Below are 25,519 nucleotides of genomic sequence, written 5' to 3' on the forward strand. Positions count from 1 at the left end.
AATATAAAAAGTAGTAAGGATGAGTAATTAGCTCATCCTTACTTTTAAACTATAATATTATGCTTTTGCTCTTTCTTCTAACATTGCAACAGCTGGAAGTTTTTTACCTTCAACAAATTCTAGGAAAGCACCACCGCCAGTTGAAATATAAGAGATTTTATCTTCAATACCAAATAAATCAATTGCAGCTAATGTATCACCACCACCGGCAATTGAAAAACCTTGGCTATCAGCAATTGCTTTAGCAACAATTTCAGTACCACGACGGAAATTAGGGAATTCAAATACACCTACAGGACCATTCCACAGTATAGTTTTTGCATTCTTGATAATATTTGCTAATACTTCTGCTGATTTATCACCTAAATCAAGAATTTGCTCATTTTCTTTAACATCTTTTACTGATTTTTCAGTTGCTGTAGCTGTTTCACTAAATTCAGTGGCAACGCGAACATCAGTAGGTACAGGAATTTCACAGTTAGCCATTAATTTTTTAGCTTCAGGAATTAAATCGGCTTCGTAAAGTGATTTACCAACATTATAACCTTCCGCTGCGATGAAAGTATTAGCAATACCACCACCAACAATAATTTGATCAGCAATTTTAGAAAGTGAATCAAGAACAGTTAATTTAGTTGATACTTTAGAACCAGCGACAATAGCAACCATTGGTCTTGCTGGATTATCAAGCGCTTTACCTAATGCATCTAATTCAGCCGCTAATAATGGACCTGCACAAGCAACTGGAGCAAATTTGCCTGCACCATGAGTTGACGCTTGCGCACGGTGAGCTGTACCAAACGCATCCATTACATAGATGTCACAAAGCGCAGCATATTTTTTAGATAAAGTTTCATCATCTTTACCTTCACCGACATTGAAACGAACGTTTTCAAGAACAACTAATTCACCTTCTTTAACATCCACACCATCAAGGTAATCTTTTACTAAACGAACAGGAAAAGATACATGTTCTTTTAAGTAATCAACAACTGGTTGTAATGAAAATTCAGGGTTATACTCTCCTTCCGTTGGACGACCAATATGAGAAGTAACCATTACTTTAGCACCTTTCTTGATCGCTTCTTCAATAGTCGGTAATGATGCTTTAATTCGCGCATCAGAGGTTACTTTACCATTTTTAACTGGCACATTAAGATCTGAACGAATAAACAACCGTTTTCCTTTTAGATCAAGATCTTGCATTCTAATAATAGACATGTGACTTCCTCTTATAAATATCAATATAATAAAATTGTGACTATTCTAACATAAAATTTTCTTTTAGGTTACAACCATTATTGTTCACATACTGAACATTTGATAGAAATAAAAAATTTTGTTATCCAGGTAAAAATTTTTATACAACAGCATTGACAATAGACAGAAAATCAGGCATATTTTGCCGCCTTATTAATATGTAATTTTTATCTAAACTTGGGAGTTGACTTTGGCTAATATCAAATCAGCTAAGAAACGTGCGGTTCAATCCGAAAAACGCCGTAAACATAATGCTAGTAACCGTTCAATGATGCGTACTTATATTAAAAAAGTTTACGCAGCTGTTGCAGCTGGTGATAAACAAACAGCTGAAGTAGCATTCAAAGACATGCAGGCAGTTGTTGATCGTCAAGCGGCTCGTGGCTTAATCCACAAAAACAAAGCTGCACGTCATAAAGCGAATTTAATTAAGCAGATTAAAGCATTAGCTTAATGTCGTTATCTGTTAACTATTGTAGTTAGAAAAAACAACAAAAAGTGGTGTAAGCCACTTTTTTTATTTGTATACTAATCCGTTATTCGATATTAATAAGAGAGTATATTGTGGTTCAGCGTGATTATGTAAGAAAAAAGAGCCGATCAAAAAAAAATAATTCACGAAATAAGCCTAATTTAATGATATTTTTGGCCATTATCATCGTTATTCTATTTTCTGCTATTCTCTATTACGTTGTGAATAACAAACCAACCCAACCAGTTAAACCACCCAAAAAAAATACACAAGCTCCAGCAATAACATTACCAGAACGACCACAAGAACGTTGGACCTATCTTAAAGAGTTAGAAACTCCAAATGCTAGTTATGATTCAAGAGCAAGCGAACGGCAACAAATTTTAGATAGTTTTATCAATAATTCACGCCCTGTTACACCAACTAAAAATAATAATAGTGCGAGCAAACAAGAAACTACCACATCAATAACTACGCAAAATATTGATACTTCAAATAAATGGATCTTGAAATGCGGAGCATTCAAAGATAAAGCTAATGCCGAAACACTTAAAGCAAGAATCGCAATGATTGGAATCAGTGGTAGTGTATCTTCCGGTCAATTATATCGAGTCACAGCTGGCCAATACACTAATAAAAATGAGGCAGAGAAGGCATTAAACTCATTAAAAAATAATGGGATTAATGATTGTATTATTTCTAACTAAAAAGAAAAATATGAAATTATTCAAAAATATACACCTGTTCATTAAAATGTTATGGTCGCGTATAAATCAAGACCGTTTAACAACATCTTCTGCAGGGTTGGCTTATACAACAATCCTTGCTTTAGTGCCACTTATTACTGTTATATTTTCTCTACTCTCTGCTTTTCCTATGTTTGACGAAGTCAGCCTTGCATTAAAAAAAATAATTTATAACAATCTGGTTCCGACAGCCAGTGACACTATTGAGAATTATCTAGAACAATTTATTGGCAATACTAAAAAAATGACCTTTATGGGAGTGATAGGTTTAATTGTTACATCGCTTTTACTAATTAATTCAATCAACACTGCGCTTAATCAAATCTGGAAAACCAAGCGTAAACGATCATTTATGTACAATTTAACTATGTATTGGACAATATTAACGTTAGGTCCTATTTTAGCTGGTTCAAGTGTTGCAATAAGTTCTTATGTATTTTCATTAAAATGGCTTTCCACTGCTGCAACAGGTAACTTTCTACTTAGTACTTTACCTTTTTTTATATCTGTAGCTGGTTTCTGGTTGCTTTATAGTATTATTCCCACAGAATCAGTACCTTTTAAGGAGTCTATAGTTGGAGCCATTGTCGCAGCAATATTATTTGAATTAGGAAAACGAGCATTTGCGCTGTATATAACTTCTTTCCCAACTTATCAACTTATTTATGGGGTTGTATCCTCAATTCCCATTATGTTAGTTTGGATCTATTTTTCTTGGTGCATTGTTTTATTTGGCGCCGAGTTTGCAGCAACTTTAACGGACTTTAACCGTAAACAGCACCCAGCTGAAAATCAATCATTACCAGAGTAATTATTTTATGATCGCCTTAATCCAACGTGTTAAACAAGCTAGTGTTACTGTTGATAATCAAATTATTGGACAGATTAATCATGGATTACTAGTATTATTAGGTGTAGAACAAGAAGATAATGAGCAAAAAGCAATACGCTTATGTGAAAAAGTACTAGGATACCGGATATTTAGTGATAATGAAGGCAAAATGAATTTAAATGTTCGCCAAACTAATGGTGAACTATTAGTTGTTTCTCAATTTACACTAGCAGCCGATACACAAAAAGGTATGCGCCCTAGTTTTACTAAAGGTGCAAATCCGGATGAAGCCAATAAACTATATCAATTTTTTGTTGAACAATGTAAAAAGCAAATTAACACCCAAACAGGACAATTTGCAGCTGACATGCAGGTTTCTTTGATAAATGATGGACCAGTGACATTCTGGCTACAAGTCTAATCATAATCGCAATATTAAATATTATGCCCGATATATAAGGACATAATATTTATAAGTGTTAATTTATTTAAGATTTTTTAACATCTCTATTGCTGACTGGTTCTCATGTAAACCTAATTTATTCAGTTTATCAACATAAAATTGTTTTACATCATTCCATCGATAATAAGGGTAACTATCTGTTTTAATAGGTAAATGCACTTCCCGCTCATTTAGTAATACTTTCATTAAAATCGGTTGATGAGTTTGCTCGCTTTTATAAAGAATCCATTGAATATTCGCCCCCATAGGGATAATTTTATCTGCTCGCCATACAGTAGGATAATTAAACAGTGTTTTAACAACATTAGCAGAGCCTTCAATTTCGAGTAAAGTAGCTAATGGAGAAACCGTTTCAGCATGAGCAAAGCGCAAATTAGCATCCACATTATTATCAACTATTGCCTTATCGGCAGAGTGAATCATATCCCATAATAATGGTGCAGCAATTTTAATTTGAATTCCTGTAGCATCAAAAGCAGGACCTATCTGCAAATAATTTTTTGCAGTAACAACTGTATTAAGCCATGTCTTTTGTTCTGCTGAAAAATAACGATCTAAATCAAGATGGTTGTCCGTTAAAACTTGTGGCGAAAAAGCCTGTAATTCTTGATATAATTGGTATATTGCAATAACAAAATCCGATGTTTTTAATAATGTATCCTCAGATTCATCCAATCCTTTTTTTAACTTAATTAAAAAAGATTTTTTAAAAATGCCTTTGGCAACTTGTTTACTCATCTGTTTAGTTTGAGAAGCATACTCAATAGATTTCACAGCATCTTTAACTGCTTTACTTTTTTTATATTCACTATAAGCGGGAGAATACTCAAAAAAGCGCAATAATGTTTGCTCATTATCTGGTTGTTGAATCACATGAATATTAGGATATTTTGCTTTAAAAGAATCAATGAAAATTTCTGCTGTTTCTTTTGCTCTTGGAGAACTCGTTGAAATAACTTCAATTTTTTGCCCTTTAAATACTGTTGGATTATTTGCCAACATTCGGTTACTTATCAAACTAATGTCTTTGCGACCCAGATTGGTAAGCTGGCCATAATGGTTCTGATTTAATTGCTTAAGGATAGTGACTTGCCTAAGTAGATCTTTTCCTGAATCAGTCAATTGATGTTGACTGTCAGCCAATAATAGAATGTGATAGGCAAGATCTTCATACTTTGACTTACTGATATACCGCGAGCCATGACGCCCAACATGGTCAATATAAAAAGCTTGATAGCCTGTTGGAGCCGAAGTAAGAGTTTGGTTAGAATTGTATTGGTAAGCTGTTTTGGAACCAACAATCACATTAGGTTGAGCAAAACTTAATGAAGTAAAGGTAAATAAAAAGGCAGTCAATAACTTACGCGAATTCAGCAGTATCATATTTTTATCCCCATTTAAATACTCATATCAACGCAATTAAGATTAAGATGAAAAAGCGCTCAATAGATGTGGTAAAAAACCAATATTTATTTCGTATATTAACACAGCTACTTCTCTAAACTTGATTTAGAGTAAAAATTTATAAAAAAAAGATGATTATTTTCATAATGCTCTTTTATTTTTTGTAAAAAAGATTATCTTATTAAGCATTCAAGATAACTTCCATTTAATTAATCAAAAATAATGAAATTATATGGCCTTTCTGGCACCAAAATTAGCTGTGCATTTATCTCAGCTTGTATAACTACCCCTTATAACACAACGCGTTTTCTCAAAGACCTAATAGCGGGGATAACCGTTGGTATTATCGCTATACCACTAGCAATGGCTCTTGCAATTGCTAGTGGCGTTCCACCACAACATGGACTTTATACCGCAATTATAGCCGGTTTTGTTATTGCTCTAACGGGAGGATCTCGTTTTAGTGTTTCTGGACCTACCGCCGCATTTGTCGTTATCTTATATCCAGTATCATTACAATATGGTTTATCTGGATTATTAATTGCAACATTATTATCGGGTGTTTTTCTAATATTAATGGGTATGATTCGATTAGGGAGATTAATTGAATATATTCCATTACCTGTCGTATTAGGTTTTACCTCAGGCATAGCAATTACCATCGCTACAATGCAAATTAAAGATTTCTTTGGTTTGACTCTTGAACATATGCCTGAAAGTTATATAAGCAAAGTTATTGAATTAGCTAAGACTTTACCTTCAATCAATATTGCAGACACAATTGTCGGAATGGTAACACTAATTGTATTAATTGTATGGCCAAAATTTCGAGTGAAGATATCAGGTCACTTACCAGCATTAGTTGCAGGTATTATTGTCATGTTTATATTTAATCAATTCGGCTATCAGATTGAAACTATAGGCTCACGATTTACTTATACACTTGCTGATAATACTATTGGTCATGGTATCCCTTCGGTACTACCTGAATTTGTTTTACCATGGGAAAATGCTGAATTTAATTGGGATTGGACGACACTTTCTGCTTTACTTCCGATTTCACTAACTATGGCAATGTTATGCGCTATTGAATCACTGCTTTGTGCAGTAGTGTTAGATGAAATGACCCACACAAAACATCACTCAAACAGTGAACTTATAGGTCAAGGTTTAGGCAATATTATTGCACCGTTTTTTGGTGGTATTTCGGCTACTGCCGCTATCGCACGATCAGCTGCGAATGTTAAGGCTGGTGCTACATCACCTATTGCAGCAGTCTTACATTCATTAATAGTATTACTTGCTCTTATTTGCTTTGCACCACTTTTATCTTATATTCCACTATCAGCAATGGCTGCTTTGCTATTAATAGTGGCTTGGAATATGAGTGCCGTGCAACGAGTAATGTATATCATCAAATGCGCACCTAAAGATGATATTTTAATTATGTTAATCTGTATGTCGCTTACCGTATTATTCGATATGGTTATAGCAATTACACTTGGCATAGTATTGGCTTCCATATTATTTATGCGTCGTATTGCTCGAATGACTCGCTTAGTTGAGCTAAATCGATGTGATGATAAAACCTTAGTTTTACGTGTAAATGGCCCACTATTTTTTGCTGCGGCAGAAAAAACTTTTGTTGAGCTTTATAAAAAAATTAACGGTTATGAGCATATTGTATTACAATGGGATGCCGTACCAATTCTTGACGCTGGCGGACTTAATGCTTTAATACACTTTATTGATGAATTGCCTGAACACGTTGATTTATCAATTTGTGAATTACAATTTCAACCATTGAAAACATTAGCTCGCGCCAAAATTGTACCTATCCCCAATAAACTAATGTTCTTCTCAACATTAGATGAAGCATTGAAAGATAAAGAGTAATTTCATCGTAGTTTTTTATATTATTCAATAAGTAAGCAGTAAGATCTGTGGTACACCTAAAAAATACCACAGATCAGCAGTAATCATTACCTTCGCGATCTTTCTTTTCTGCTGCTAACAATGATTGGCAACACTATGATCAGAAAGATGTTTTATTTAAATGTAAACTTAAATATAAAAGCAGGAAAATAATATGATATCTGATGAAAATAACGTTCAATATGTAAAACAAAAATCAAATTGGTTAATCGTAATTGGCTTTATTTTAATTGTATTAGGATGTTTAGCCTTAGGCTATCAGTTCATGGCTACTGTTTTTTCTGTCTATTTTATTGGTACATTAATTTTAATTGCAGGAATCGCACAAACAATAAATTCATTTAACCTTAAAGGTTTTGGTCAAACGGCATTATGGGCAGTAATGGGTATTTTATACATTATTGTTGGCTTAATATCTTTTTTTAGACCGATTGCGGTTTCATCAGCTTTAACTTTAGTGATTGCGATCTTGTTAATTATGAGTGGCTTTACACAAATTTTTGCCTCTTTTAGTAATCGAAATCTACCGCGTTGGGGATGGGTACTCACTTCTGGTATTATAACCCTAATTTTAGGTTTAATGATTATTACTGGCTGGCCATATGATAGTCTTTGGGTATTAGGAATGTTTTTAGGTATTGACCTTATATTCCAAGGTTTTGCATATGTAGCAATTGGTTTTGCTGTAAAAAACTGATGCTTTAATATTAAAGGGTTGCCCATAATAACTATTAAAATAATGTAAGCAACCCTTACTTGTTGTAATAACAAAAACGTTTGAATCAATTAAAATTAACAATATTTAAATTTAACAAAAACTTTTATTTATAACTTTTATTCGTTCTAGCTTTTACTTCTTTCATAGTCTGTAAAATTCGATGATAATTATCTAATCTTGAAGGTGCAATTTTGCTATCTCTCACAGCTTGTTGTAATAAGCAACCTGGCGTATCAAGATGATTACAATCACGGAATTGACATCCACCTAAATAGTCATCGAACTCTTTAAAACCACTAATTACCTGTTCAGGCTCTAGATGCCATAAACCAAATTCACGAATACCTGGTGAATCAATAATATCACCTCCATTTGGCAAATGATAAAGTCTGGTTGAAGTAGTAGTATGCTGTCCAAGACCAGATAATTCTGAAATATTTCCAGTTATAGCCGATTGTAATTGATGTGGTAATAATAAATTAATAATACTTGATTTACCGACACCGGACTGACCAACTAAAATAGATATTTTATTCTGCAAGACAGCCTGCAATGCAGCAATTCCTTGGTGATTTTGACAAGAAACATATAAAACCTGATAACCAATATTGGTGTAAATAGTTAATTGCTTTTCAACTTCTGCTCGTTGTTCATCGCTCAATAAATCAATTTTATTTAAGACAATGATTGGCTCAATATTGGTTACTTCGCAAGCCACTAAATAACGATCAATAATATTAAGTGATAGCTCAGGTAAAACAGCTGAGATAATCACTATTTGATCGACATTGGCTGCAACTGGTTTAACCCCGTCATAAAAATCAGGGCGAACCAACTCAGAATGCCTTGTATGTACAGCCTCAATAATGCCATTGGTATTTGGCTCCAAACTTTCGCGCCACACGACTTTGTCGCCAGTCACTAACGATGGTAAAGTGCGCCGAATGCTACAGCGATAAATGTGTCGTGCGTTATCTTCAACATCAGCCGACTTCCCAAAACGGCTTATCACCACACCATCACGAGGCGATGAAAAATTTGAAAGATTCTCATCTTGTTTGGTTTCTAATCGTTGTTGATGTTTAGCCGCTACGCGTCTTTTTTGATTTTTGGATAGTTGATTTTTTGCCACAGTCACTAATTTTTGCTAAAACAGTTTGACAGTTATGCTACACTACTCGGCATTAAAAAGAAAACTTCTATCACAAATTATGACCACACCATCACAAATTAACAGTAACAACCTTATTTGGATCGATCTTGAAATGACCGGACTAAACCCAGCAATCGATCGTATTATTGAAATTGCAACTATTGTAACTGATTCTAATTTAAACATTTTGGCTGAGGGACCTGTTATTGCCATTCATCAATCCAATGAACTATTAGCCTTAATGGATGATTGGAACAAAAATACCCACGGTAAATCTGGTTTAATTGAACGAGTACGCCAAAGTACCGTTAATGAACAACAAGCAGAACAACAAACTATCGAATTTTTAAAACAGTGGGTACCTGCAAACAGTTCACCAATTTGCGGTAACACTATTGGTCAAGACCGCCGTTTTCTATTTAACTATATGCCTAATTTAGAAAGTTATTTTCATTACCGCTATTTAGACGTTAGTACCATAAAAGAATTAGCAAAACGATGGAAACCTGAAATTTTAAAAGGAATCACAAAGCAAAATACTCATCAAGCGCTTGATGATATTCGTGATTCAATTGCAGAGCTTATTTATTATCGCCAACATTTTTTTAAGCTTAAAAACTAATTGATATGCAATTACTTTATACCATTTTACTCTATCTTATTCAGCCATTGGTATGGATAAGATTACTTTGGCGCAGCCGCAAAGCGCCAGCATACCGTAAGCGTTGGTCGGAGCGGTATGGTTTTTGCAAAAATAAAGTGAAGGCAAATGGTATTTTAGTCCACGCAGTATCCGTAGGTGAAACCATTGCCGCTATCCCTCTTATTAGAGCATTGCAGCAACAATATCCTGATTTACCCATTACCGTCACAACGATGACACCGACAGGCTCTGAGCGAGTTAAATCATTATTAAAAGACAGTGTGAGCCATGTCTATTTACCATATGACCTGCCATGTGCCATCAAACGTTTTTTAAAAATTACCCGACCCAAATTAGTCATTATTATGGAAACTGAACTTTGGCCTAATTTTATTAGCCAATGCTATAAGAACGCTATCCCATTAATTATCGCTAATGCTCGTTTGTCCGAACGCTCAGCAAAACGTTACAGTAAGCTAGGCACCACCATTAAGCAATTACTAGCTAAAATCAGCATGGTTGCCGCACAAAATAAGCAAGATGGTGAACGCTTTACAGCATTAGGTTTACCCAGCGATCATCTAACCGTAACGGGTAGTATTAAGTTCGACATTAATTTAACAACTGAGCAACAACAAAAAATTGCAAACTTAAAACAACAATGGCAATTAAACCGTCCAGTTTTTATTGTAGCTAGTACTCATGATGGTGAAGATGAAATCATCTTAAAGGCATTTAAACAACTATTGTTACAGCATCCTGATTTATTATTGATCTTAGTGCCACGTCATCCTGAACGTTTTAAAAAAATCGAAAAACTGATTAAAAATAATCAATTTAATTATATTACTCGTAGTTCGAACCAGATTCCAACCGATCAAACACAAGTGGTTTTGGGAGATACTATGGGTGAATTGTTAGAACTTTATAGCGTGGCAGATATTGCCTTTATCGGTGGTAGTTTAGTCGACCATGGTGGACATAATCCTCTAGAACCAGCCTTACATCATATTCCAATAATTAGCGGTCAATATTTTTTCAATTTTAAAATCATCTGCGAACAGTTAATTGCTGCAAACGGAATGATAATTTGTGACAGCACAGCAGAAGCTTTATACTTAGTAGTAAACAACCTATTAAATAATAAAACAGAAAGCCAACAAATTGGTGAAAATGCCTACCAAGTATTAAAGCAAAATCAAGGTGCATTAGATAGGCTTCTTGGTATTATAAACCGTTATCTTTATTCAAAATAAGGAATACCTATGGATAAAAAACAAGGGTTATTACTGGTTAATCTAGGTACGCCAAGCTCTGTTACGCCTGATGCAATCAAACACTATTTAACCGAATTTTTACTTGATAGACATGTGGTGGATTTGCCTGCTTTTTTTTGGTATCCAATTTTAAAGTATCGAGTGTTACCGAAACGGGTACCCTATATTATTAACCACTATAAAAAAATTTGGATAGATAATTCATCACCATTGATGCATTATAGCCAACAACTGCGTGACAAGTTACAACAGGTATTACCTAATATTGATTGTCAATTAGCCATGACTTATGGCGAGCCGAATCTTCAACTTGCATTACATAATCTGAAATCGTGTAAAAAAATAACGGTATTACCATTATTTCCACAATATTCCACAACAACAACATTAGCGGTGCTTGATAAACTAAAGATAATTAAATCTTCTCAATCAATAACCAATAATATTCATTACATCCGCGATTATGCTGATCATCCAAGTTATATTAATGCTCTATATTTGCAAATTAAACAAGCATTTGAAGAACAAGGAGAGCCTGAGGTATTAGTATTATCTTATCACGGAATTCCTGAACGTTATATTCACAAGCGTAAAGATGATTACATAGAGCGTTGCCAACTAACCACATTATTATTAATTGAGAAATGTGAAGCTAATGGTATTAATATTCCCATTGAAATGGCTTATCAATCTAAATTTGGTAAAGGAAAGTGGGTTACGCCAAACACCAGTGATTCATTAGAAAAGTTAGCACATAATGGCGTTAAATATGTTCATGTTGTTTGTCCTGGATTTTCTGTGGATTGTATTGAAACTATTTACGAAATCAACGAAGAAAATCGAGAACTATTTTTACAGGCTGGTGGCAAAAAATTTTATTACATTCCAGCGTTAAATGATTCTAATTTACAAATTAATTTAATTAAAGATCTAATAAACTATACTCAAACGTATAGTTAATCTGAAACTTTTTGACAAAAATAGGTTAAAAAGTAATTAATTACCGCTTTAAACCTTTAATATTTGTTTTCAAATGTATGACTGCTTAATAATAAGTCATTATCTATCGCACATATATGTTATAACCTATGATAGGATTATCATTATTGAGAATCTAAGCCCTAAGGAGAAAATTAGATGAAAATAATCATCATTGGCGCTCAAGCTGCAGGGGCGAGTGCTGCTGCTAAAGCCAAAAGAATGAACCCAAATGCTACTATTCGTATTTATGAAAAAACTGACATTGTATCGTTTGGTGCTTGCGGTTTACCCTATTTTATTGGTGACCATTTCACTGATGCTAATGAAATGATATCCCGGACACCACAACAGTTCCAACAAGATGGTATTGAAATAAAAACATGTCACCAAGTCGTCGCTATTGATAGCATACAAAAAAAATTAAAAATTAAAAATATCAATACAGATGAATGCTTTGATGATAATTATGACAAATTATTAATTGCCGTTGGTGCAAGCCCTATCATTCCAAATTTTACAAATTACCACTTGAAAAATATTTTCACTTTACGCGATCTCAATGACGGTTTAGCCATTAAACAAGCATTATCCGATCCAGCAGTAAAAAATGTCATTGTAGTTGGTGCAGGCTTTATAGGGCTTGAAATTGCTGAGTCATTTGTTGCTTTAAATAAGCAAGTCAAATTAATTCAGTTAGATGATAGAGTGCTGGTCGATGCATTCGATGCACAAATTACCGACATAATTGCAAAGAACATTAAACAACATTGTGATTTACATTTACAAGAACAAGTACAAGGTTTTATAGGAGAACAGCATGTCACTCACGTAATTACCAATAAAGATACTTATCTTGCTGACATGGTTATTATCGCAACTGGGGTGAAACCTAACAGTGAAATTTATCAAAATATTGGTCTTAATATGTTACCAAATGACGCTATTATTACCGATAGCTATGGACAGACAAACCTTCCGGATATTTATGCAGCAGGTGACTGCGCTGCATTGCAGCATAAAGTCAGCAAAGCGATGGTTTACATTCCTCTTGCAACAGGTGCGAACAAACTGGGCAAGATAGTTGGTGAAAATCTAGGAGGAGGACAGAGTCAATTCCCTGGAACCATCGGGACATCAGCATTTAAAGCGTTTGATATTGAGGCTGGACGAACAGGCTTAACCGAAAAAGAGGCTCAAAAAGCGGGAATTGCTTATAAAACAGTTATTGTTAAGGATAAAAATCACAGTAACTATGTTGCAGGGCAAACTGAGGTAACAGCCAAAATAATTTATCACGCCGAGACCCGCACCATTTTAGGTGGACAAATTGCAGGTGGCAGTGGCGCTGTTTTACGAGTAAATACGTTAGCAACTGCCATATGGGCAGAAATGAAAATTGATGAATTAGCAATGATGGACTTTCTTTATGCGCCGCCATTTTCAAGACCATGGGACATTTTAAATATTGCAGGTTCAATAGCTAAATAATAGATAAATCATTATTGTTAGCAATAACAACTAAATAATACAAACTATCTTACTTGATACAAAAATCAGTGCATCATAATTTAAGTAAGATTACTAATATGATTTTATTCGATGATTAAATTATTACAATAAAGGGGCAATTATGTCAGATCCCATTTTTCAAGGAACTTTTTTTGAAAAGTTCCTATCTATCACACACTATCAAACTTTAATTGGTATTGGACTACTGCTAGTTTGTTTTTTTGGAGTGATGAAACCGTTACAAGATAAAAAAATTAATTTTTCTCTTCGTATGTTAGTTGGGTTAATACTTGGTGCTGTGCTTGGTTTAGGTATACAAGCTGCAGCTGGGTTCCCTGATACATCAAATGTTTGGATGCAAGAGACAGCTACATGGTATGGTCTTTTTGGACGTGCTTTTATTGCCTTTATTCGCATGCTAGTCATTCCTTTGATATTTGTCTCTATTGTTAAAGTCATTATCGATTTTTCTGGTAAAGAAAACCTACCAAAAATCGCATTTAGAGGGATATTCTGGTTACTGTTTACCACGGCAATTGCTTGTATTGTTGGTATTGCTTTGGCTAATTTATTTGCATTAGGAGAAATCAGCTCTACAACTGATCATCATGCTCAAGCTAAACAATACACTAATATAATTGATACTTTTGTAAACCTTATTCCAAGTAATATCATTGCATCAATGGTTAAAGAAAATATTGTTGGATTAGTTATCTTTTCTGCTCTTATGGGAATTGCTGCCAATCGAATGGAAAAGAAAAATCCACAACCTATTGCTCTGTTTAAAACCTTTATTGAAGCACTTTATAAAATTGTGATGTCAATTGCCATGACCATCATTAAGTATATGCCATATGCAGTCATCGCCCTTCTAGCTAGAACCATTATTTCTAATGGTATACCTGCAATTATTGAAGTATCAGGTTTTGTTGCAGCCATCTACATTGCCACTTTGATCATGTTAATTGTGCATGTTTTAATTGTTATGATTCACGGCATATCACCTGCCATGTTTATTAAAAAAGCAATGGGAACGTGGTTATTAGCCTTTACCAGCCGCTCGTCAGTTGGTACATTACCCATGACTATCTCAACTTTAACAGTACGTATGGGAGTCAATACAGGTACGGCAAATTTAGTCGGATCACTTGGTAGCACTATGGGGATGAATGGCTGTGCTGGTTTCTTTCCTGCATTACTTGCCGTTATGGTGGCGAATATGGTGGGTATTGATACTAATTTCCAGTTTTATATTATGTTGATCATTGTGGTCGTGATTGGTTCAATTGGCATTGCAGGCATTCCAGGTACAGCAACAGTTGCTGCAACAGTAGTTTTATCTGGTATGGGCATGGCTGAATACTTCCCATTAATAGGTATGGTGCTAGCTGTCGATCCAATCATTGATATGGCACGAACACTAGCCAACGTATCAGGGGCAATGACAGCAGCAGTTGCTACCGATCGAGAAGTGGGGCTTATGGATATGAATACTTTCTATGATCCAAATGTTTCTCTTGAAAATGAACAGTCGGATGTTTAATTTAAGTAACAAAATATACAAAATTAAAAAGGACGCTCAAAGCGTCCTTTTTAGTATTCAAAAATCAATGTTTAAATTGTTTTCAACCATGCAGTAACATCATTACCTAAGCTTTTGTGACGCATTGCGTATTGTACAAAGGTTTGTACATAACCCAATTTATTACCACAATCATGACTTCGGCCTTTAATACAATATGCATCAACAGGATTGTCTTTAAGTAACATTGCAATTGCATCGGTGAGTTGAATTTCACCACCAGCACCTAAAGGTGTTTTAGCTAGTAAAGGCCAGATTTTTTCAGATAAAACATAGCGTCCAACGACGGACTGATTAGATGGAGCATCTTCAATTGATGGTTTTTCAACAACACTATACATTTGTGTAACTGCACCAGCAGACAACTCTTTACCATGACAATCAACAATCCCATAAGAAGAAACTAACTCTTTCGGTACTGGCTCAACCATAATTTGACTATGTTTGGTCTCATGATAATTATTAATCATTGCAGCTAAATTATCTTTTGTTAGATCGCTTTCATACTCATCAATAATCACATCTGGTAACACAACTGCGAAAGGTTCATCACCGACCAAAGGATAAGCACATAATACGGCATGACCAAGTCCTTTAGCTAAACCTTGACGAACACTCGTTATTGTTACATGTTCAGGTAAAATACTTTGCACTTCTTGTAACAGTTGACGTTTAACACGTGCCTCTAACATCGCCTCTAATTCAAAGCTGGTATCAAAGTGGTTTTCAATTGAATTTTTTGATGAATGGGTCACAAAAATGATTTCAGTAATCCCAGCAGCAATACACTCTTTTACTACATATTGAATAAGTGGTTTATCAACCACCGGTAACATTTCCTTAGGAATGGCTTTAGTAGCAGGTAGCATTCGAGTACCTAGACCGGCAACTGGGATAACGGCTTTTTTGATGTTTCCATTCAATGTTGATTCAGAACTTGATGACATTTTATTTCCTTAAAAAATTAGCAAATAACACAACTATTGTAATAGTGTCTATTATATCTATCACATATTAACAATATGTATTTTCAGCCTATAATATATTGAACATATAGGGAATGAAAATACATGCATGAATAATTGCTCTTGTAAAAATTTCATATATTACCTTGATTCAATATCAAATTGTAATAAACGATAAAAAAGCTAAATCTAACATATTAAACTCAGTATTAATATTTTTTTCAATACAATAACAATTTTAAGGGCTAGATTATCAAAAATTAAATAAAAAAGTGAAGTAAATTTTGTTAATAAGTTAGACACTACAAATACCAATCCAACCAATAATCCTATTAGTTATTTTTTATAATATTTTATCTATTTATATATTGATAAATCGTTAGATTCAATTAATGCAGGATTATCCCTATCTTTAGCCAAAGAATCAATAGCAATATAAATAATCTGGCAGTTTTGCAAAATCGCTTGTCTTACTGCAAATTTCGCTTTACGATCTCGCGCTTCTTTTTGCGCGGGGCTTATATAAAGATCGTCATAACCATCGTCATACAATATTGCCCTATCGAGTAAAGATTGTGCTCGCCAAAATGTTTGTTTTGGATAATCACGAACCTCAATTTTACTTGTCAATTTTCCTTTCATGCCAGCATAACTTGCTGGTAGATGTTTACTTTGTCGACTTTGAGCAATATAAATATGCGGATAACTTAATATATTTGATGGCAAAGGATTTAATACAAATTCTGTATTAATCATACTTGAATAATGACAGTTTTCAAAAGTTAAAGGTGCAGTTCGAAAATTTAATGAACTGCACCCAGTAAGTAAAAAAAGTATAACTACTACAATATGTCGCATTTTACTTTTTATAATTTATAAAGACATTTACCATCCTTATTATAATTTATCGCTAACTTTTTCAGCTGTTTTCGAAATAGCTTTACCACCAGATTGAACATCTTTACCTACACCATTAACTGTATTACATCCAACAATAAGGGTTGTCATTGCAATACCGAATACTAGCACTAACATCTTACGTAACATGAATATTCTCCTTTTTGTGACTTGATTATTTTAATGTAGCAAATGCTTGCGCCACACGATGAATATTATGGTGATTTAAGCCTGCCACACACATTCTTCCACTGCCCACCAAATAAACAGCAAAATTATCTTTTAATTGTGTGACTTGTTGTTTACTAAAACCAGTATAACTAAACATACCTCGCTGCTTAACTAAATAATCAAAATTACGTTCTGGAGATTGCTTTTTCAACAAATTAACTAACTCAGAACGCATCGAAACAATACGATTTCGCATTGTTTCAACTTCTTTAAACCAACTCATTTTCAAATCAGGATTATTTAACACATAACTGACTAACTGAGCACCATAAGCCGCTGGGCTAGAATAGTTTCGACGAACTGTTGCCTGAAGTTGTCCTAATACTCGACGAGCTGCTTCCTCATTCTCACACAACACAGATAGTCCTCCAACACGTTCGCCATAAAGTGAGAATGTCTTCGAAAACGAATTACTTATAAAACCACAAAGACCAACTTCAGCTGCTTTTTTAATTGCGTAGCTGTCACTTTCAATACTTTCACCAAATCCTTGATAAGCAATATCCATAAATGGAATGAGATCACGTGTTTGTAGTATAGTAATTACTTTATCCCACTGTGCCTGAGTTAAATCAGCACCCGTTGGATTATGACAACAAGGATGCAGTAATACAATGCTTTTGGGAGGCAATAGTTCCAATGTTTCAAGCATTGCATCAAATTTGACCCCACACGTTTGTGAATCAAAATAAGGATAGGTATTTACTTTAAAACCTGCACCACTAAAAATGGCTATATGATTTTCCCATGTTGGATCGCTAACCCAAACTTGAGAATTAGGAAAATATCGATGTAAAAAATCGGCACCGATTTTTAGTGCACCTGATCCACCTAATGTTTGTATAGTTGCAATACGTTTATCTTTATAGGCTGAATGTTCTTCACCAAATAGCAATGACTGAATTGCTTGACAATAAGAAGGCAAACCACTCATTGGTAAATAAAGTTGTGCGCCTTGTTGATTATGGTAAACGTAATCACGAGCAATTTTAATACACTCCAATTGAGGTACAATACTATTTTCATCATAATAATAACCAATACTTAAATTAGTTTTACTTTCACGATGATCATTATTAAATTCAGAGACTAGCGATAAAATCGGATCCCCTGCATAGGATTCTACTTTTTCAAACATATTATAACCTAATTGGCACAATGACTATTATCTGTAGATTATTGCATCATCTCAATTGGCAATCAATCACTAAATACAAGTTCCACTGTAAATAATTCAATTGAATTTTCACTATGGATTGCAATTATTTTTGATAAGAATAATCAACGATATAACAGATTAAAAAATTATTCAATTTAAGTTGAATTTTATACAAACCTGTATAGTTTGTCTGAAATTTTTTGACAAAGATTAGCACTTTTTAGTGCTAATCAAACTAGTTAAAATTATTTAGCAGCAATGACTTCAATTTCAACTTTAGCATCTTTAGGAATACGAGCAACTTGTACACAAGAACGAGCAGGGAATCCAGCATTGTTTTCGATAAAAAATGCTTCATATACCGCATTAACCGCAGCAAAATCATTCATATCAGCTAAAAAAATAGTTGTTTTAACAATATTATTCACTTGATAACCTGCCGATGTAATTATTGCTTTAACATTGGCTAAACTTTGTTTTGCTTGTTCTTTAACGCAAGTTGGCATTTCACCCGTTTCAGGAACTAAAGGAATCTGTCCTGATGCAAATAGCATATTACCTAAATCAACAGCCTGAACATAAGGTCCGATTGCTGCAGGTGCTTTTTCCGTTTGAATCACTTTTGCCATATTAAATTTTCTCCTTCTGTATTTATTCTATCTCTTTACTATCTTTAAATAAGTAATACATCTTTGTTAATCTATCTTCATTTGAACAGGAAGATAATTTGGTGTCAAGTCAATACACAATGATGATCATGGGACTTCTTAAAATTTTCTGATATGATAATGAAAATTTTTTTATTTATTGAGAGTTAATATGTTTGAGAATTTAACCGACCGTTTATCACAGACATTTCGCAATATCAGTGGTCGTGGGCGACTATCTGAAGATAATATTAAAGAAGCACTGCGCGATGTCCGAATGGCTCTACTTGAAGCCGATGTTGCACTACCAGTTGTACGTGAATTTATTAATCAAGTCAAAGAAAAGGCCGTAGGTTTAGATGTTAATAAAAGCCTAACGCCTGGTCAAGAATTCATTAAAATAGTTCAAGCCGAGCTGACGGCTGCAATGGGAGAAATTAACAGTTCGCTCAACCTAGCAACACAGCCACCAGCTGTAATCTTAATGGCTGGTTTACAAGGTGCGGGTAAAACCACCAGTGTTGCAAAACTGGCCAAATTTTTAAAAGAAAAACAGAAGAAAAAAGTACTGGTTGTATCAGCCGATGTTTATCGACCAGCAGCAATTAAACAGTTAGAAACACTCGCTAAAGCCATTGATGTCGAATTTTTTCCATCCGATATTAATGAAAAACCAGTTAATATTGTAAATAAAGCTATTTCACACGCTAAACTACAATTTTTTGACGTACTTATTGTCGATACCGCAGGTCGTTTACATGTCGATAACGATATGATGGACGAAATCAAGGCTCTTCATCAAGCAATAAACCCAATTGAAACCCTGTTTGTTGTAGATGCCATGACCGGACAAGATGCGGCCAATACTGCAAAAGCATTTAATGATGCATTACCACTTACTGGTGTGATTTTAACTAAAGTTGATGGGGATGCTCGTGGTGGTGCTGCGCTTTCTATTCGCAATATTACTGGTAAACCAATTAAATTTTTAGGGATGGGCGAAAAGACTGATGCTTTAGAACCATTCTATCCTGATCGTATTGCTTCTCGTATTTTGGGTATGGGTGATGTTATTTCGTTAATCGAAGAGTTACAAAGTAATGTCGATCGCGAGAAAGCAGAAAAAATCGCCAAAAAATTGAAAAAAGGCGATAAATTCGATTTTAATGATTTTCAAGATCAGCTAAAACAGATGCGCAATATGGGTGGTATGGGTGCAATGCTGGCAAAATTACCCGGTGTTGGTCAACTACCCGATCATATCAAAGCACAAATGGATGATAAAATCACGATTAAAATGGAAGCAATTATTGGCTCAATGACGCTCAAAGAGCGTGCAAACCCTGAAATCATTAAAGGTTCACGTAAGCGTCGAATTGCAATGGGCTCAGGAACTCAAGTGCAAGATGTGAATAAACTCTTAAAGCAGTTTGACGATATGCAAAAAATGATGAAAAAAATGAAAGGTGGTGGCATGATGAAGATGATGCGCCAAATGAAAGGTTTAATGGGTGGCGGAATGGGATTCCCTCCACGTTAAATCTACGCTTAATTTCTTCCTTTTAAAATGGTCATAATTGAACATTAGACTATCAAAAAAATCGCGCTTTCAACAGCGCGATTTTTTTAATTACCTGATTTAACTGATTCAATCTTTGTTGGGCGATTCATGGTGAGCACGGTACCTATTGATGAAACAATAATAAACACAATTGCTAACCACTGATAACTCGATAATTGTTCGTGCAATACAATTAAACCAGAAAGCGCAGCAAAAACAGGTGATAAGCTCATTAAAGTACTAAATGTTTGAGCTGGCAATTTTGGTAGAGCAATCATATCTAATCCATAAGGAATAGCAGAGGCCAATAACGAAACAACAAACACCAAAGGTAGCAGTTCTAACGAAAACATAGCACTACCACTTTGCCATACACCAATAGGAAATAAAAAGCACGAAGCAATTACCGACCCAATAGCGACACTTGAAGATCCATAAATAGCACCAGCTTTACGCCCAAATAAAATATAACATGCCCAACAACTGCCTGCTAATAGAGCAAATAAAATACCGGCAGGATCTAAATTCCCTGACGCTTGATGAATTGGCAATAACATAGCTAATCCGATTACAGCTATACCTAACCAAATAAAATCAAACAATTGACGTGATGAACACATAGCTACCATTATTGGTCCAGTCAATTCGATAGCCACAGCAATACCTAAAGGAATTCTAGCAATAGCGCTATAAAAAGCTAAATTCATAAAACCAATTGAAATACCATATAGAAATATAAATTTTAATGCCTGTTTAGGTATTGGTTTTCGCCAAGGTTTAAAAATGATGATTAAAATGATAGCCGAAAAACACAATCGCCAAGCGGTCATGCCTTCAGGCCCTAACACGGGGAAAAGATATTTGGCGATTGAAGCACTGCCTTGAACGGAGATCATCGAAACAAAAATCAAAAAAACCGGCCAAGATCTTTTAAACATAAAAAATACCTTATATTAAAATACTGAACTTACTGTCTATTTTATTAATGTCAAAAAGTTTGAGATAAACAATACGTTTAAGTATAAAATAGACGCTTAAATAACTTACTTAACGATTAATTAATTTTCTCTTTTTACTGACAATAAGGCTAGATCTTGTAATGCTTGTTTATAAGGTGAGTCAGGTAAAATAGCAATAACATCAGATGCTTTACGGGCTTCAGCCTGAGCGGTTTGCAAGGTAAACTCAAGTGAACCACATTCATCCATAATGTGTAAAATGCGATTTAATAAATGTCGACCATTACCTTGTTCTATAGCCCGACGAATTAATGCAGCATCCTCAGAATTTTTAGTGTGATGCATGGCGTGTAGGAGTGGTAAGGTTGGCTTGCCTTCATTAAGATCATCTCCTAAATTTTTTCCTAATTTTTGATTATTATCGGCACTATAATCCAATAGGTCATCAATAATTTGAAAGGCAGTACCTAAATATTTACCGTACTCTTGTAAGGCAAACTCTTGCTGTTCATTTGCACCAGCTAACACTGCAGCAGAATGCGAAGTTGCCTCAAATAAACGTGCTGTTTTGCGATAAATAACTTCTAAATATTGTTCTTTGGTAATATCAGGATCATTACAATTAATTAATTGCTGTACTTCTCCTTCAGCAATAACATTGGTTGCTGCCGACATGATAGTCAAAACCTTAAACGATTCTGTACGCACCATCATTTGAAAAGAACGTGTATAAATGTAATCACCGACTAATACACTAGCAGCATTACCAAATAAAGCATTCGCGGTCGATTTACCACGCCTTAAATCAGATTCGTCTACTACATCATCATGTAATAAGGTGGCGGTATGAATAAATTCAATAAAAGCGGCAGTAATAATATGTTTGTCACCTTGATAATTAAGTGCTTTAGCAATTAATAAAGCAATAACAGGGCGAATGCGTTTTCCGCCACTACTAATAATATAATTACCCAACTGATTAATCAAAGCCACATCTGAACTTAGTTCGGCTTGTATGGCTTGGTTCACTTTAACTAAATCATCTTTTACCAGATCGACTATTTGATTCATTGATGGATTATTCATCAGTTTGACCGCTAAAAATAATAGATATTAATCTTACTATTATCTGATAAATATTTTTTTGCAACAAGGGTTGCGGATCATATTTTAAAAAAAACTACAAATGATAAGCATTTTCATTTAAAATACCCAGCTTAAATTAGAAATGTTTATTAGTATGAAGATTAACTTTGATATAGATATCAGTGATGAAAAGATCTCTCAATCCATTGCTAAAAAAAAGCAAAGAGGTGAGTGTTTATATATATTTTATGCTGTGATGTCACATTTGTGTTTATTTGCTTTATTGTTCTGTCCTACGCTACTTGCAAAAAATATCGTTGTGAATGAAGGTGATAATTCAATTAAAGCCATCATGGTTGATCTTTCTCTTGCTGCTCCCGAACAATCATTAGTTGAAAATACGCCTGATATTCAAGGCACCCAAAATAATGAAATTATTGATAATACACCAATTGAAGAGACACCAATTGTTGAACCTGAACCTATTGAAGAAAAAATACCTGATAAACCGGTTGTAATAACGGAAAAAGAGATTGTTGTAAAACAGAAAGATAAACCTAAAAAAAAGCATCGCACCCCGCAAAAAGCATCACGTCAACAAGTAAGACAAGAAGTCATTGCTGAAAACATCTCTAATACTTCTGTTGCCCCACAAATATCTGACAGCCGTCAATATTCAGGTAACCCTTCACCGATTAGTCGCAATCAACCTGAGTATCCTCGACGAGCACTTGATATGCGATTAGAAGGTTATGTGATAGCACTTTTTGATATAAACAGTAATGGGCGTATTGAAAATATTCGGATTATAGAAGCCAAACCCAATAATATCTTTAATCGTTCAGTAATTAGTGCAATGAAAACGTGGAAATATCAACCTATTCCAGCGAAAGATCAGAAAATAAAAATTATATTTAATCGGGATAAATCCATCAGTTTGGACTAATTAATCGCGTAACCGTTTAAGTTACAACAATAAAGCCATAACCTATATCTTGAGCTAAAGCTAGAAAGTTATGGCAATAGTTGTTTACACTCTATAAGTGATTGACCATCAATTTTTCAATTTGTTCAGGCTCTTTGGGAACATCGGCGGTCAAAACTTCATTACCAGATTCGGTAATTAAAATATTATCTTCAATACGAATACCAATACCTTTATAGCGTTCTGGCACATTGGCATCTTTATTAATATATAATCCAGGCTCAACAGTTAACACCATTCCTGGCTCTAAAATTCGATCTCGTCCACTACCAACATCATGTACATCAATGCCCAGCCAGTGCCCTAAACCATGCATGTAAAATTCCAAATAGGCTTTATTAGTAATTAAGTTGTCTACATCACCTTGCATAATACCTAATTTAACTAAACCTATCACCATCGTTCGTACAACTTGGTCATTAACGTCTTTAATGGATGTACCAGGTTTGAGAAGATGAATTGCCTGATATTGAGAAGCCAAAACGATATCATAAATCTCACGTTGTGCTTGGTTAAATTTGCCATTAATTGGAAATGTTCGAGTAATATCTCCTGCGTAGTATTGATACTCACACCCCGCATCAATCAAAACCAAATCTCCATCTTTCAATTGCTCACTGTTATTTTCGTAATGCAAAATACAACCATTATTGCCACTACCAACAATGGTGTTATAAGATGGAAAGCGTGCACCGTGCCAAGCAAATTCGTGTAAAATTTCGGCTTCTAATTGATATTCATACATTGAAGGCGCACATTTTTGCATCGCTCTAACATGTGCCACTGCACTAATTTTACATGCCTTACGTAATAGTTGCATCTCAAAATCGGACTTAAACATCCGCATCTCATGCACTATTGGTCGCCAATCAATGATAGAGCTTGGTGCCACTAAATTTAATCTACCTCCTTGTCTTAAAGTCGCCTGTACTTGGTTAACAATTTTATCGGCATATTGATAAAGCTGATCAGCATGATAAATTGCAGTTTTACCATTTAATAAATCGGGCAATATGGTATCAATTTCATCAAAAAGATAAGCTTCATCAACGAAAACTGATGCCAATGCTGCTTGCTGACCTAAACGATACCCTGTCCATGTCTCTGCCAAAGGCTCCTTTTTTCGATTGAATAAAACATACCGCGCACTATTATCTTGTTGTTTAATCACAGCCAACACTGACTCTGGCTCAGCAAAAAGGGTAAAATACCAAAAATCACTATTTTGTCGATATGGATAATGAGTATCGTTACTTCGTGTTACTTCAGGAGCAGCAAAAAAAAGGGCAACACTATTGGGCACCATTTGCGCAAGTAATTTTTCACGGCGCAAAATAATTTCTGTTTTAATATTTGCTTTCATCATGACGACCTTAATTAAGATTAGTTACTATAGTTAATCTTAATGAATTGTTGGAGTTATTTCAGTTTCGTTAAATTCATCAAAACATAACATGGATGTTATGCGTACGTATTCTTTGATTTCTTCAAACGCAAACTCAAGTTCTTGTTGATCTTCTTGTTCATCATAGCCCAAATTAACAATTTGGCGTAAATCATAAATAGCTTCTCCCACATCACCCTTAATTCGATTAATTTTGGGTTGTACTAGCCCTATACCAAGTAAAAAATGATTTACCCAACCAACTAAATCATCAATTTGTGCATACAAATCTTTGTCACGAAGGAACAATTGAAATTCAAAATTTTCATCCAAAAGTTGTTGCTTAGTTAACTGATAAAGCTTAGTAATTTGCTCATTTAGAGGTGCAACAACAGTTTGACCATTATTTAACATATCTTCAACTAAAGGACGCCAGCTCTCATCATGATTGCCTCCGGCTAAAATACCAACGATAAAACCATGCAACTCAGCTGCTGTAATCCCTACTTTATATTGGACTAATTGACGATTAAGTTCGTCATAATTAATAGTTTCTGTCATTACGCCACCTTGATGTTGTCATATCACAAAAAATGCATCTCTGCACTTTTCTCAATTTTAGTATATAATTCTAAACTTGCTATAAATAATAAACAGGTTACTGAGCTTT

25 protein-coding genes are annotated in these 25,519 nt (G+C 34.5%); 13 read left to right on the forward strand and 12 right to left on the reverse strand.

Annotation, left to right across the window (positions count from 1 at the left end; translation table 11 throughout):
- Positions 1 to 57: 57 nt before the first annotated feature.
- Positions 58 to 1,221 carry a phosphoglycerate kinase gene (gene pgk / locus GAPWK_RS12310; RefSeq protein ID WP_025316520.1) on the reverse strand — a complete coding sequence of 388 codons (1,164 nt, stop codon included), beginning with the start codon at positions 1,219 to 1,221 and terminating at the stop codon, positions 58 to 60.
- Between the two features lie 229 nt (positions 1,222 to 1,450).
- Between pgk and rpsT the strand changes: the two genes are divergently transcribed.
- From rpsT to dtd, 4 genes are all read left to right on the forward strand, one after another.
- Complete coding sequence (rpsT, locus tag GAPWK_RS12315) at positions 1,451 to 1,714, forward strand: 30S ribosomal protein S20 (protein ID WP_025316521.1); 264 nt, start codon at positions 1,451 to 1,453, stop codon at positions 1,712 to 1,714.
- A 110-nt stretch (positions 1,715 to 1,824) separates the two neighbouring features.
- Positions 1,825 to 2,439, forward strand: a complete 615-nt coding sequence (locus GAPWK_RS12320; RefSeq protein WP_025316522.1) for an SPOR domain-containing protein — start codon at positions 1,825 to 1,827, stop codon at positions 2,437 to 2,439.
- A 10-nt stretch (positions 2,440 to 2,449) separates the two neighbouring features.
- Complete coding sequence (locus tag GAPWK_RS12325) at positions 2,450 to 3,289, forward strand: virulence factor BrkB family protein (protein ID WP_038518527.1); 840 nt, start codon at positions 2,450 to 2,452, stop codon at positions 3,287 to 3,289.
- A gap of 7 nt (positions 3,290 to 3,296) precedes the next feature.
- Positions 3,297 to 3,731 carry a D-aminoacyl-tRNA deacylase gene (gene dtd, locus GAPWK_RS12330; RefSeq protein WP_025316524.1) on the forward strand — a complete coding sequence of 145 codons (435 nt, stop codon included), beginning with the start codon at positions 3,297 to 3,299 and terminating at the stop codon, positions 3,729 to 3,731.
- A gap of 63 nt (positions 3,732 to 3,794) precedes the next feature.
- Here the strand turns inward: dtd and GAPWK_RS12335 are convergent, their stop codons facing one another.
- Positions 3,795 to 5,156 carry a histidine-type phosphatase gene (locus GAPWK_RS12335; RefSeq protein ID WP_025316525.1) on the reverse strand — a complete coding sequence of 454 codons (1,362 nt, stop codon included), beginning with the start codon at positions 5,154 to 5,156 and terminating at the stop codon, positions 3,795 to 3,797.
- A gap of 243 nt (positions 5,157 to 5,399) precedes the next feature.
- On the opposite strand from GAPWK_RS12335, the gene dauA reads away from it, so the two are divergent.
- Positions 5,400 to 7,073, forward strand: a complete 1,674-nt coding sequence (gene dauA, locus GAPWK_RS12340; protein WP_025316526.1) for a C4-dicarboxylic acid transporter DauA — start codon at positions 5,400 to 5,402, stop codon at positions 7,071 to 7,073.
- 193 nt (positions 7,074 to 7,266) lie between these two features.
- Positions 7,267 to 7,809, forward strand: coding sequence for an HdeD family acid-resistance protein (locus GAPWK_RS12345; protein WP_025316527.1), 543 nt, complete (start codon positions 7,267 to 7,269; stop codon positions 7,807 to 7,809).
- 124 nt (positions 7,810 to 7,933) lie between these two features.
- On the opposite strand, the gene rsgA is transcribed toward GAPWK_RS12345, so the two are convergent.
- Positions 7,934 to 8,962 (reverse strand): small ribosomal subunit biogenesis GTPase RsgA, encoded by a 1,029-nt coding sequence (gene rsgA, locus GAPWK_RS12350; protein ID WP_025316528.1) that lies wholly within the window; start codon positions 8,960 to 8,962, stop codon positions 7,934 to 7,936.
- 79 nt (positions 8,963 to 9,041) lie between these two features.
- Here rsgA and orn point away from each other — a divergent pair, with 79 nt between their 5' ends.
- From orn to GAPWK_RS12375, 5 genes are all read left to right on the forward strand, one after another.
- The gene (gene orn / locus GAPWK_RS12355; protein WP_025316529.1) at positions 9,042 to 9,605 is read left to right on the forward strand and encodes an oligoribonuclease; all 564 of its coding nucleotides are present in this window, start codon (positions 9,042 to 9,044) and stop codon (positions 9,603 to 9,605) included.
- Between the two features lie 5 nt (positions 9,606 to 9,610).
- Entirely contained in the window at positions 9,611 to 10,882 is a 1,272-nt protein-coding gene (gene waaA, locus GAPWK_RS12360) for a lipid IV(A) 3-deoxy-D-manno-octulosonic acid transferase (protein ID WP_025316530.1), read from the forward strand.
- A 9-nt stretch (positions 10,883 to 10,891) separates the two neighbouring features.
- A complete protein-coding gene (gene hemH / locus GAPWK_RS12365; RefSeq protein WP_025316531.1) occupies positions 10,892 to 11,863 on the forward strand; it encodes a ferrochelatase in 972 nt (323 codons plus the stop codon).
- 177 nt (positions 11,864 to 12,040) lie between these two features.
- A complete protein-coding gene (locus GAPWK_RS12370) occupies positions 12,041 to 13,372 on the forward strand; it encodes a CoA-disulfide reductase (protein ID WP_025316532.1) in 1,332 nt (443 codons plus the stop codon).
- A 142-nt stretch (positions 13,373 to 13,514) separates the two neighbouring features.
- Complete coding sequence (locus GAPWK_RS12375; protein ID WP_038517558.1) at positions 13,515 to 14,936, forward strand: cation:dicarboxylate symporter family transporter; 1,422 nt, start codon at positions 13,515 to 13,517, stop codon at positions 14,934 to 14,936.
- Between the two features lie 71 nt (positions 14,937 to 15,007).
- Here GAPWK_RS12375 and galU read toward each other — a convergent pair whose 3' ends face one another.
- From galU to GAPWK_RS12395, 5 genes are all read right to left on the reverse strand, one after another.
- Positions 15,008 to 15,922, reverse strand: coding sequence for a UTP--glucose-1-phosphate uridylyltransferase GalU (galU, locus tag GAPWK_RS12380; protein ID WP_025316534.1), 915 nt, complete (start codon positions 15,920 to 15,922; stop codon positions 15,008 to 15,010).
- 375 nt (positions 15,923 to 16,297) lie between these two features.
- Positions 16,298 to 16,798 (reverse strand): hypothetical protein, encoded by a 501-nt coding sequence (locus GAPWK_RS12385; RefSeq protein WP_025316535.1) that lies wholly within the window; start codon positions 16,796 to 16,798, stop codon positions 16,298 to 16,300.
- A gap of 39 nt (positions 16,799 to 16,837) precedes the next feature.
- A complete protein-coding gene (locus GAPWK_RS14655; RefSeq protein ID WP_080692505.1) occupies positions 16,838 to 16,987 on the reverse strand; it encodes an entericidin A/B family lipoprotein in 150 nt (49 codons plus the stop codon).
- A gap of 25 nt (positions 16,988 to 17,012) precedes the next feature.
- Positions 17,013 to 18,206 (reverse strand): amino acid aminotransferase, encoded by a 1,194-nt coding sequence (locus GAPWK_RS12390; protein WP_025316536.1) that lies wholly within the window; start codon positions 18,204 to 18,206, stop codon positions 17,013 to 17,015.
- Between the two features lie 266 nt (positions 18,207 to 18,472).
- On the reverse strand, positions 18,473 to 18,856 hold the full coding sequence (locus GAPWK_RS12395; RefSeq protein WP_025316537.1) for a RidA family protein: 384 nt from the start codon (positions 18,854 to 18,856) through the stop codon (positions 18,473 to 18,475).
- A 190-nt stretch (positions 18,857 to 19,046) separates the two neighbouring features.
- Here GAPWK_RS12395 and ffh point away from each other — a divergent pair, with 190 nt between their 5' ends.
- Positions 19,047 to 20,414: a signal recognition particle protein gene (gene ffh / locus GAPWK_RS12400; protein ID WP_025316538.1), complete on the forward strand. Its 1,368-nt coding sequence runs from the start codon at positions 19,047 to 19,049 to the stop codon at positions 20,412 to 20,414.
- Between the two features lie 86 nt (positions 20,415 to 20,500).
- Here ffh and GAPWK_RS12405 read toward each other — a convergent pair whose 3' ends face one another.
- Together GAPWK_RS12405 and ispB are read right to left on the reverse strand one after the other, a co-directional pair.
- Positions 20,501 to 21,373: an EamA family transporter gene (locus GAPWK_RS12405; protein WP_038517561.1), complete on the reverse strand. Its 873-nt coding sequence runs from the start codon at positions 21,371 to 21,373 to the stop codon at positions 20,501 to 20,503.
- Positions 21,374 to 21,493: 120 nt separating this feature from the next.
- Positions 21,494 to 22,480 (reverse strand): octaprenyl diphosphate synthase, encoded by a 987-nt coding sequence (gene ispB, locus GAPWK_RS12410; RefSeq protein ID WP_025316540.1) that lies wholly within the window; start codon positions 22,478 to 22,480, stop codon positions 21,494 to 21,496.
- Positions 22,481 to 22,634: 154 nt separating this feature from the next.
- Here ispB and GAPWK_RS14345 point away from each other — a divergent pair, with 154 nt between their 5' ends.
- Positions 22,635 to 23,426, forward strand: a complete 792-nt coding sequence (locus GAPWK_RS14345; protein ID WP_025316541.1) for a TonB family protein — start codon at positions 22,635 to 22,637, stop codon at positions 23,424 to 23,426.
- A 91-nt stretch (positions 23,427 to 23,517) separates the two neighbouring features.
- Here GAPWK_RS14345 and pepP read toward each other — a convergent pair whose 3' ends face one another.
- A complete protein-coding gene (gene pepP / locus GAPWK_RS12420) occupies positions 23,518 to 24,828 on the reverse strand; it encodes a Xaa-Pro aminopeptidase (RefSeq protein WP_025316542.1) in 1,311 nt (436 codons plus the stop codon).
- A gap of 39 nt (positions 24,829 to 24,867) precedes the next feature.
- The gene (locus GAPWK_RS12425; RefSeq protein ID WP_025316543.1) at positions 24,868 to 25,410 is read right to left on the reverse strand and encodes a UPF0149 family protein; all 543 of its coding nucleotides are present in this window, start codon (positions 25,408 to 25,410) and stop codon (positions 24,868 to 24,870) included.
- Between the last annotated feature and the right edge of the window lie 109 nt (positions 25,411 to 25,519).

The organism is Gilliamella apicola (assembly GCF_000599985.1).
Lineage (GTDB): Bacteria > Pseudomonadota > Gammaproteobacteria > Enterobacterales > Orbaceae > Gilliamella > Gilliamella apicola.

What these genes read in the sequence shown, in the direction of transcription:
- pgk (WP_025316520.1), bottom strand. Translation starts at nt 1,221, where the DNA reads ATGTCTATTATTAGAATGCAAGATCTTGATCTAAAAGGAAAACGGTTG.
- GAPWK_RS12325 (WP_038518527.1), top strand. Translation starts at nt 2,450, where the DNA reads ATGAAATTATTCAAAAATATACACCTGTTCATTAAAATGTTATGGTCG.
- dtd (WP_025316524.1), top strand. Translation starts at nt 3,297, where the DNA reads ATGATCGCCTTAATCCAACGTGTTAAACAAGCTAGTGTTACTGTTGAT.
- GAPWK_RS12335 (WP_025316525.1), bottom strand. Translation starts at nt 5,156, where the DNA reads ATGATACTGCTGAATTCGCGTAAGTTATTGACTGCCTTTTTATTTACC.
- dauA (WP_025316526.1), top strand. Translation starts at nt 5,400, where the DNA reads ATGAAATTATATGGCCTTTCTGGCACCAAAATTAGCTGTGCATTTATC.
- GAPWK_RS12345 (WP_025316527.1), top strand. Translation starts at nt 7,267, where the DNA reads ATGATATCTGATGAAAATAACGTTCAATATGTAAAACAAAAATCAAAT.
- orn (WP_025316529.1), top strand. Translation starts at nt 9,042, where the DNA reads ATGACCACACCATCACAAATTAACAGTAACAACCTTATTTGGATCGAT.
- waaA (WP_025316530.1), top strand. Translation starts at nt 9,611, where the DNA reads ATGCAATTACTTTATACCATTTTACTCTATCTTATTCAGCCATTGGTA.
- hemH (WP_025316531.1), top strand. Translation starts at nt 10,892, where the DNA reads ATGGATAAAAAACAAGGGTTATTACTGGTTAATCTAGGTACGCCAAGC.
- GAPWK_RS12370 (WP_025316532.1), top strand. Translation starts at nt 12,041, where the DNA reads ATGAAAATAATCATCATTGGCGCTCAAGCTGCAGGGGCGAGTGCTGCT.
- GAPWK_RS12375 (WP_038517558.1), top strand. Translation starts at nt 13,515, where the DNA reads ATGTCAGATCCCATTTTTCAAGGAACTTTTTTTGAAAAGTTCCTATCT.
- galU (WP_025316534.1), bottom strand. Translation starts at nt 15,922, where the DNA reads ATGTCATCAAGTTCTGAATCAACATTGAATGGAAACATCAAAAAAGCC.
- GAPWK_RS12385 (WP_025316535.1), bottom strand. Translation starts at nt 16,798, where the DNA reads ATGCGACATATTGTAGTAGTTATACTTTTTTTACTTACTGGGTGCAGT.
- GAPWK_RS14655 (WP_080692505.1), bottom strand. Translation starts at nt 16,987, where the DNA reads ATGTTACGTAAGATGTTAGTGCTAGTATTCGGTATTGCAATGACAACC.
- GAPWK_RS12390 (WP_025316536.1), bottom strand. Translation starts at nt 18,206, where the DNA reads ATGTTTGAAAAAGTAGAATCCTATGCAGGGGATCCGATTTTATCGCTA.
- GAPWK_RS12395 (WP_025316537.1), bottom strand. Translation starts at nt 18,856, where the DNA reads ATGGCAAAAGTGATTCAAACGGAAAAAGCACCTGCAGCAATCGGACCT.
- ffh (WP_025316538.1), top strand. Translation starts at nt 19,047, where the DNA reads ATGTTTGAGAATTTAACCGACCGTTTATCACAGACATTTCGCAATATC.
- GAPWK_RS12405 (WP_038517561.1), bottom strand. Translation starts at nt 21,373, where the DNA reads ATGTTTAAAAGATCTTGGCCGGTTTTTTTGATTTTTGTTTCGATGATC.
- ispB (WP_025316540.1), bottom strand. Translation starts at nt 22,480, where the DNA reads ATGAATAATCCATCAATGAATCAAATAGTCGATCTGGTAAAAGATGAT.
- GAPWK_RS14345 (WP_025316541.1), top strand. Translation starts at nt 22,635, where the DNA reads ATGAAGATTAACTTTGATATAGATATCAGTGATGAAAAGATCTCTCAA.
- pepP (WP_025316542.1), bottom strand. Translation starts at nt 24,828, where the DNA reads ATGAAAGCAAATATTAAAACAGAAATTATTTTGCGCCGTGAAAAATTA.
- GAPWK_RS12425 (WP_025316543.1), bottom strand. Translation starts at nt 25,410, where the DNA reads ATGACAGAAACTATTAATTATGACGAACTTAATCGTCAATTAGTCCAA.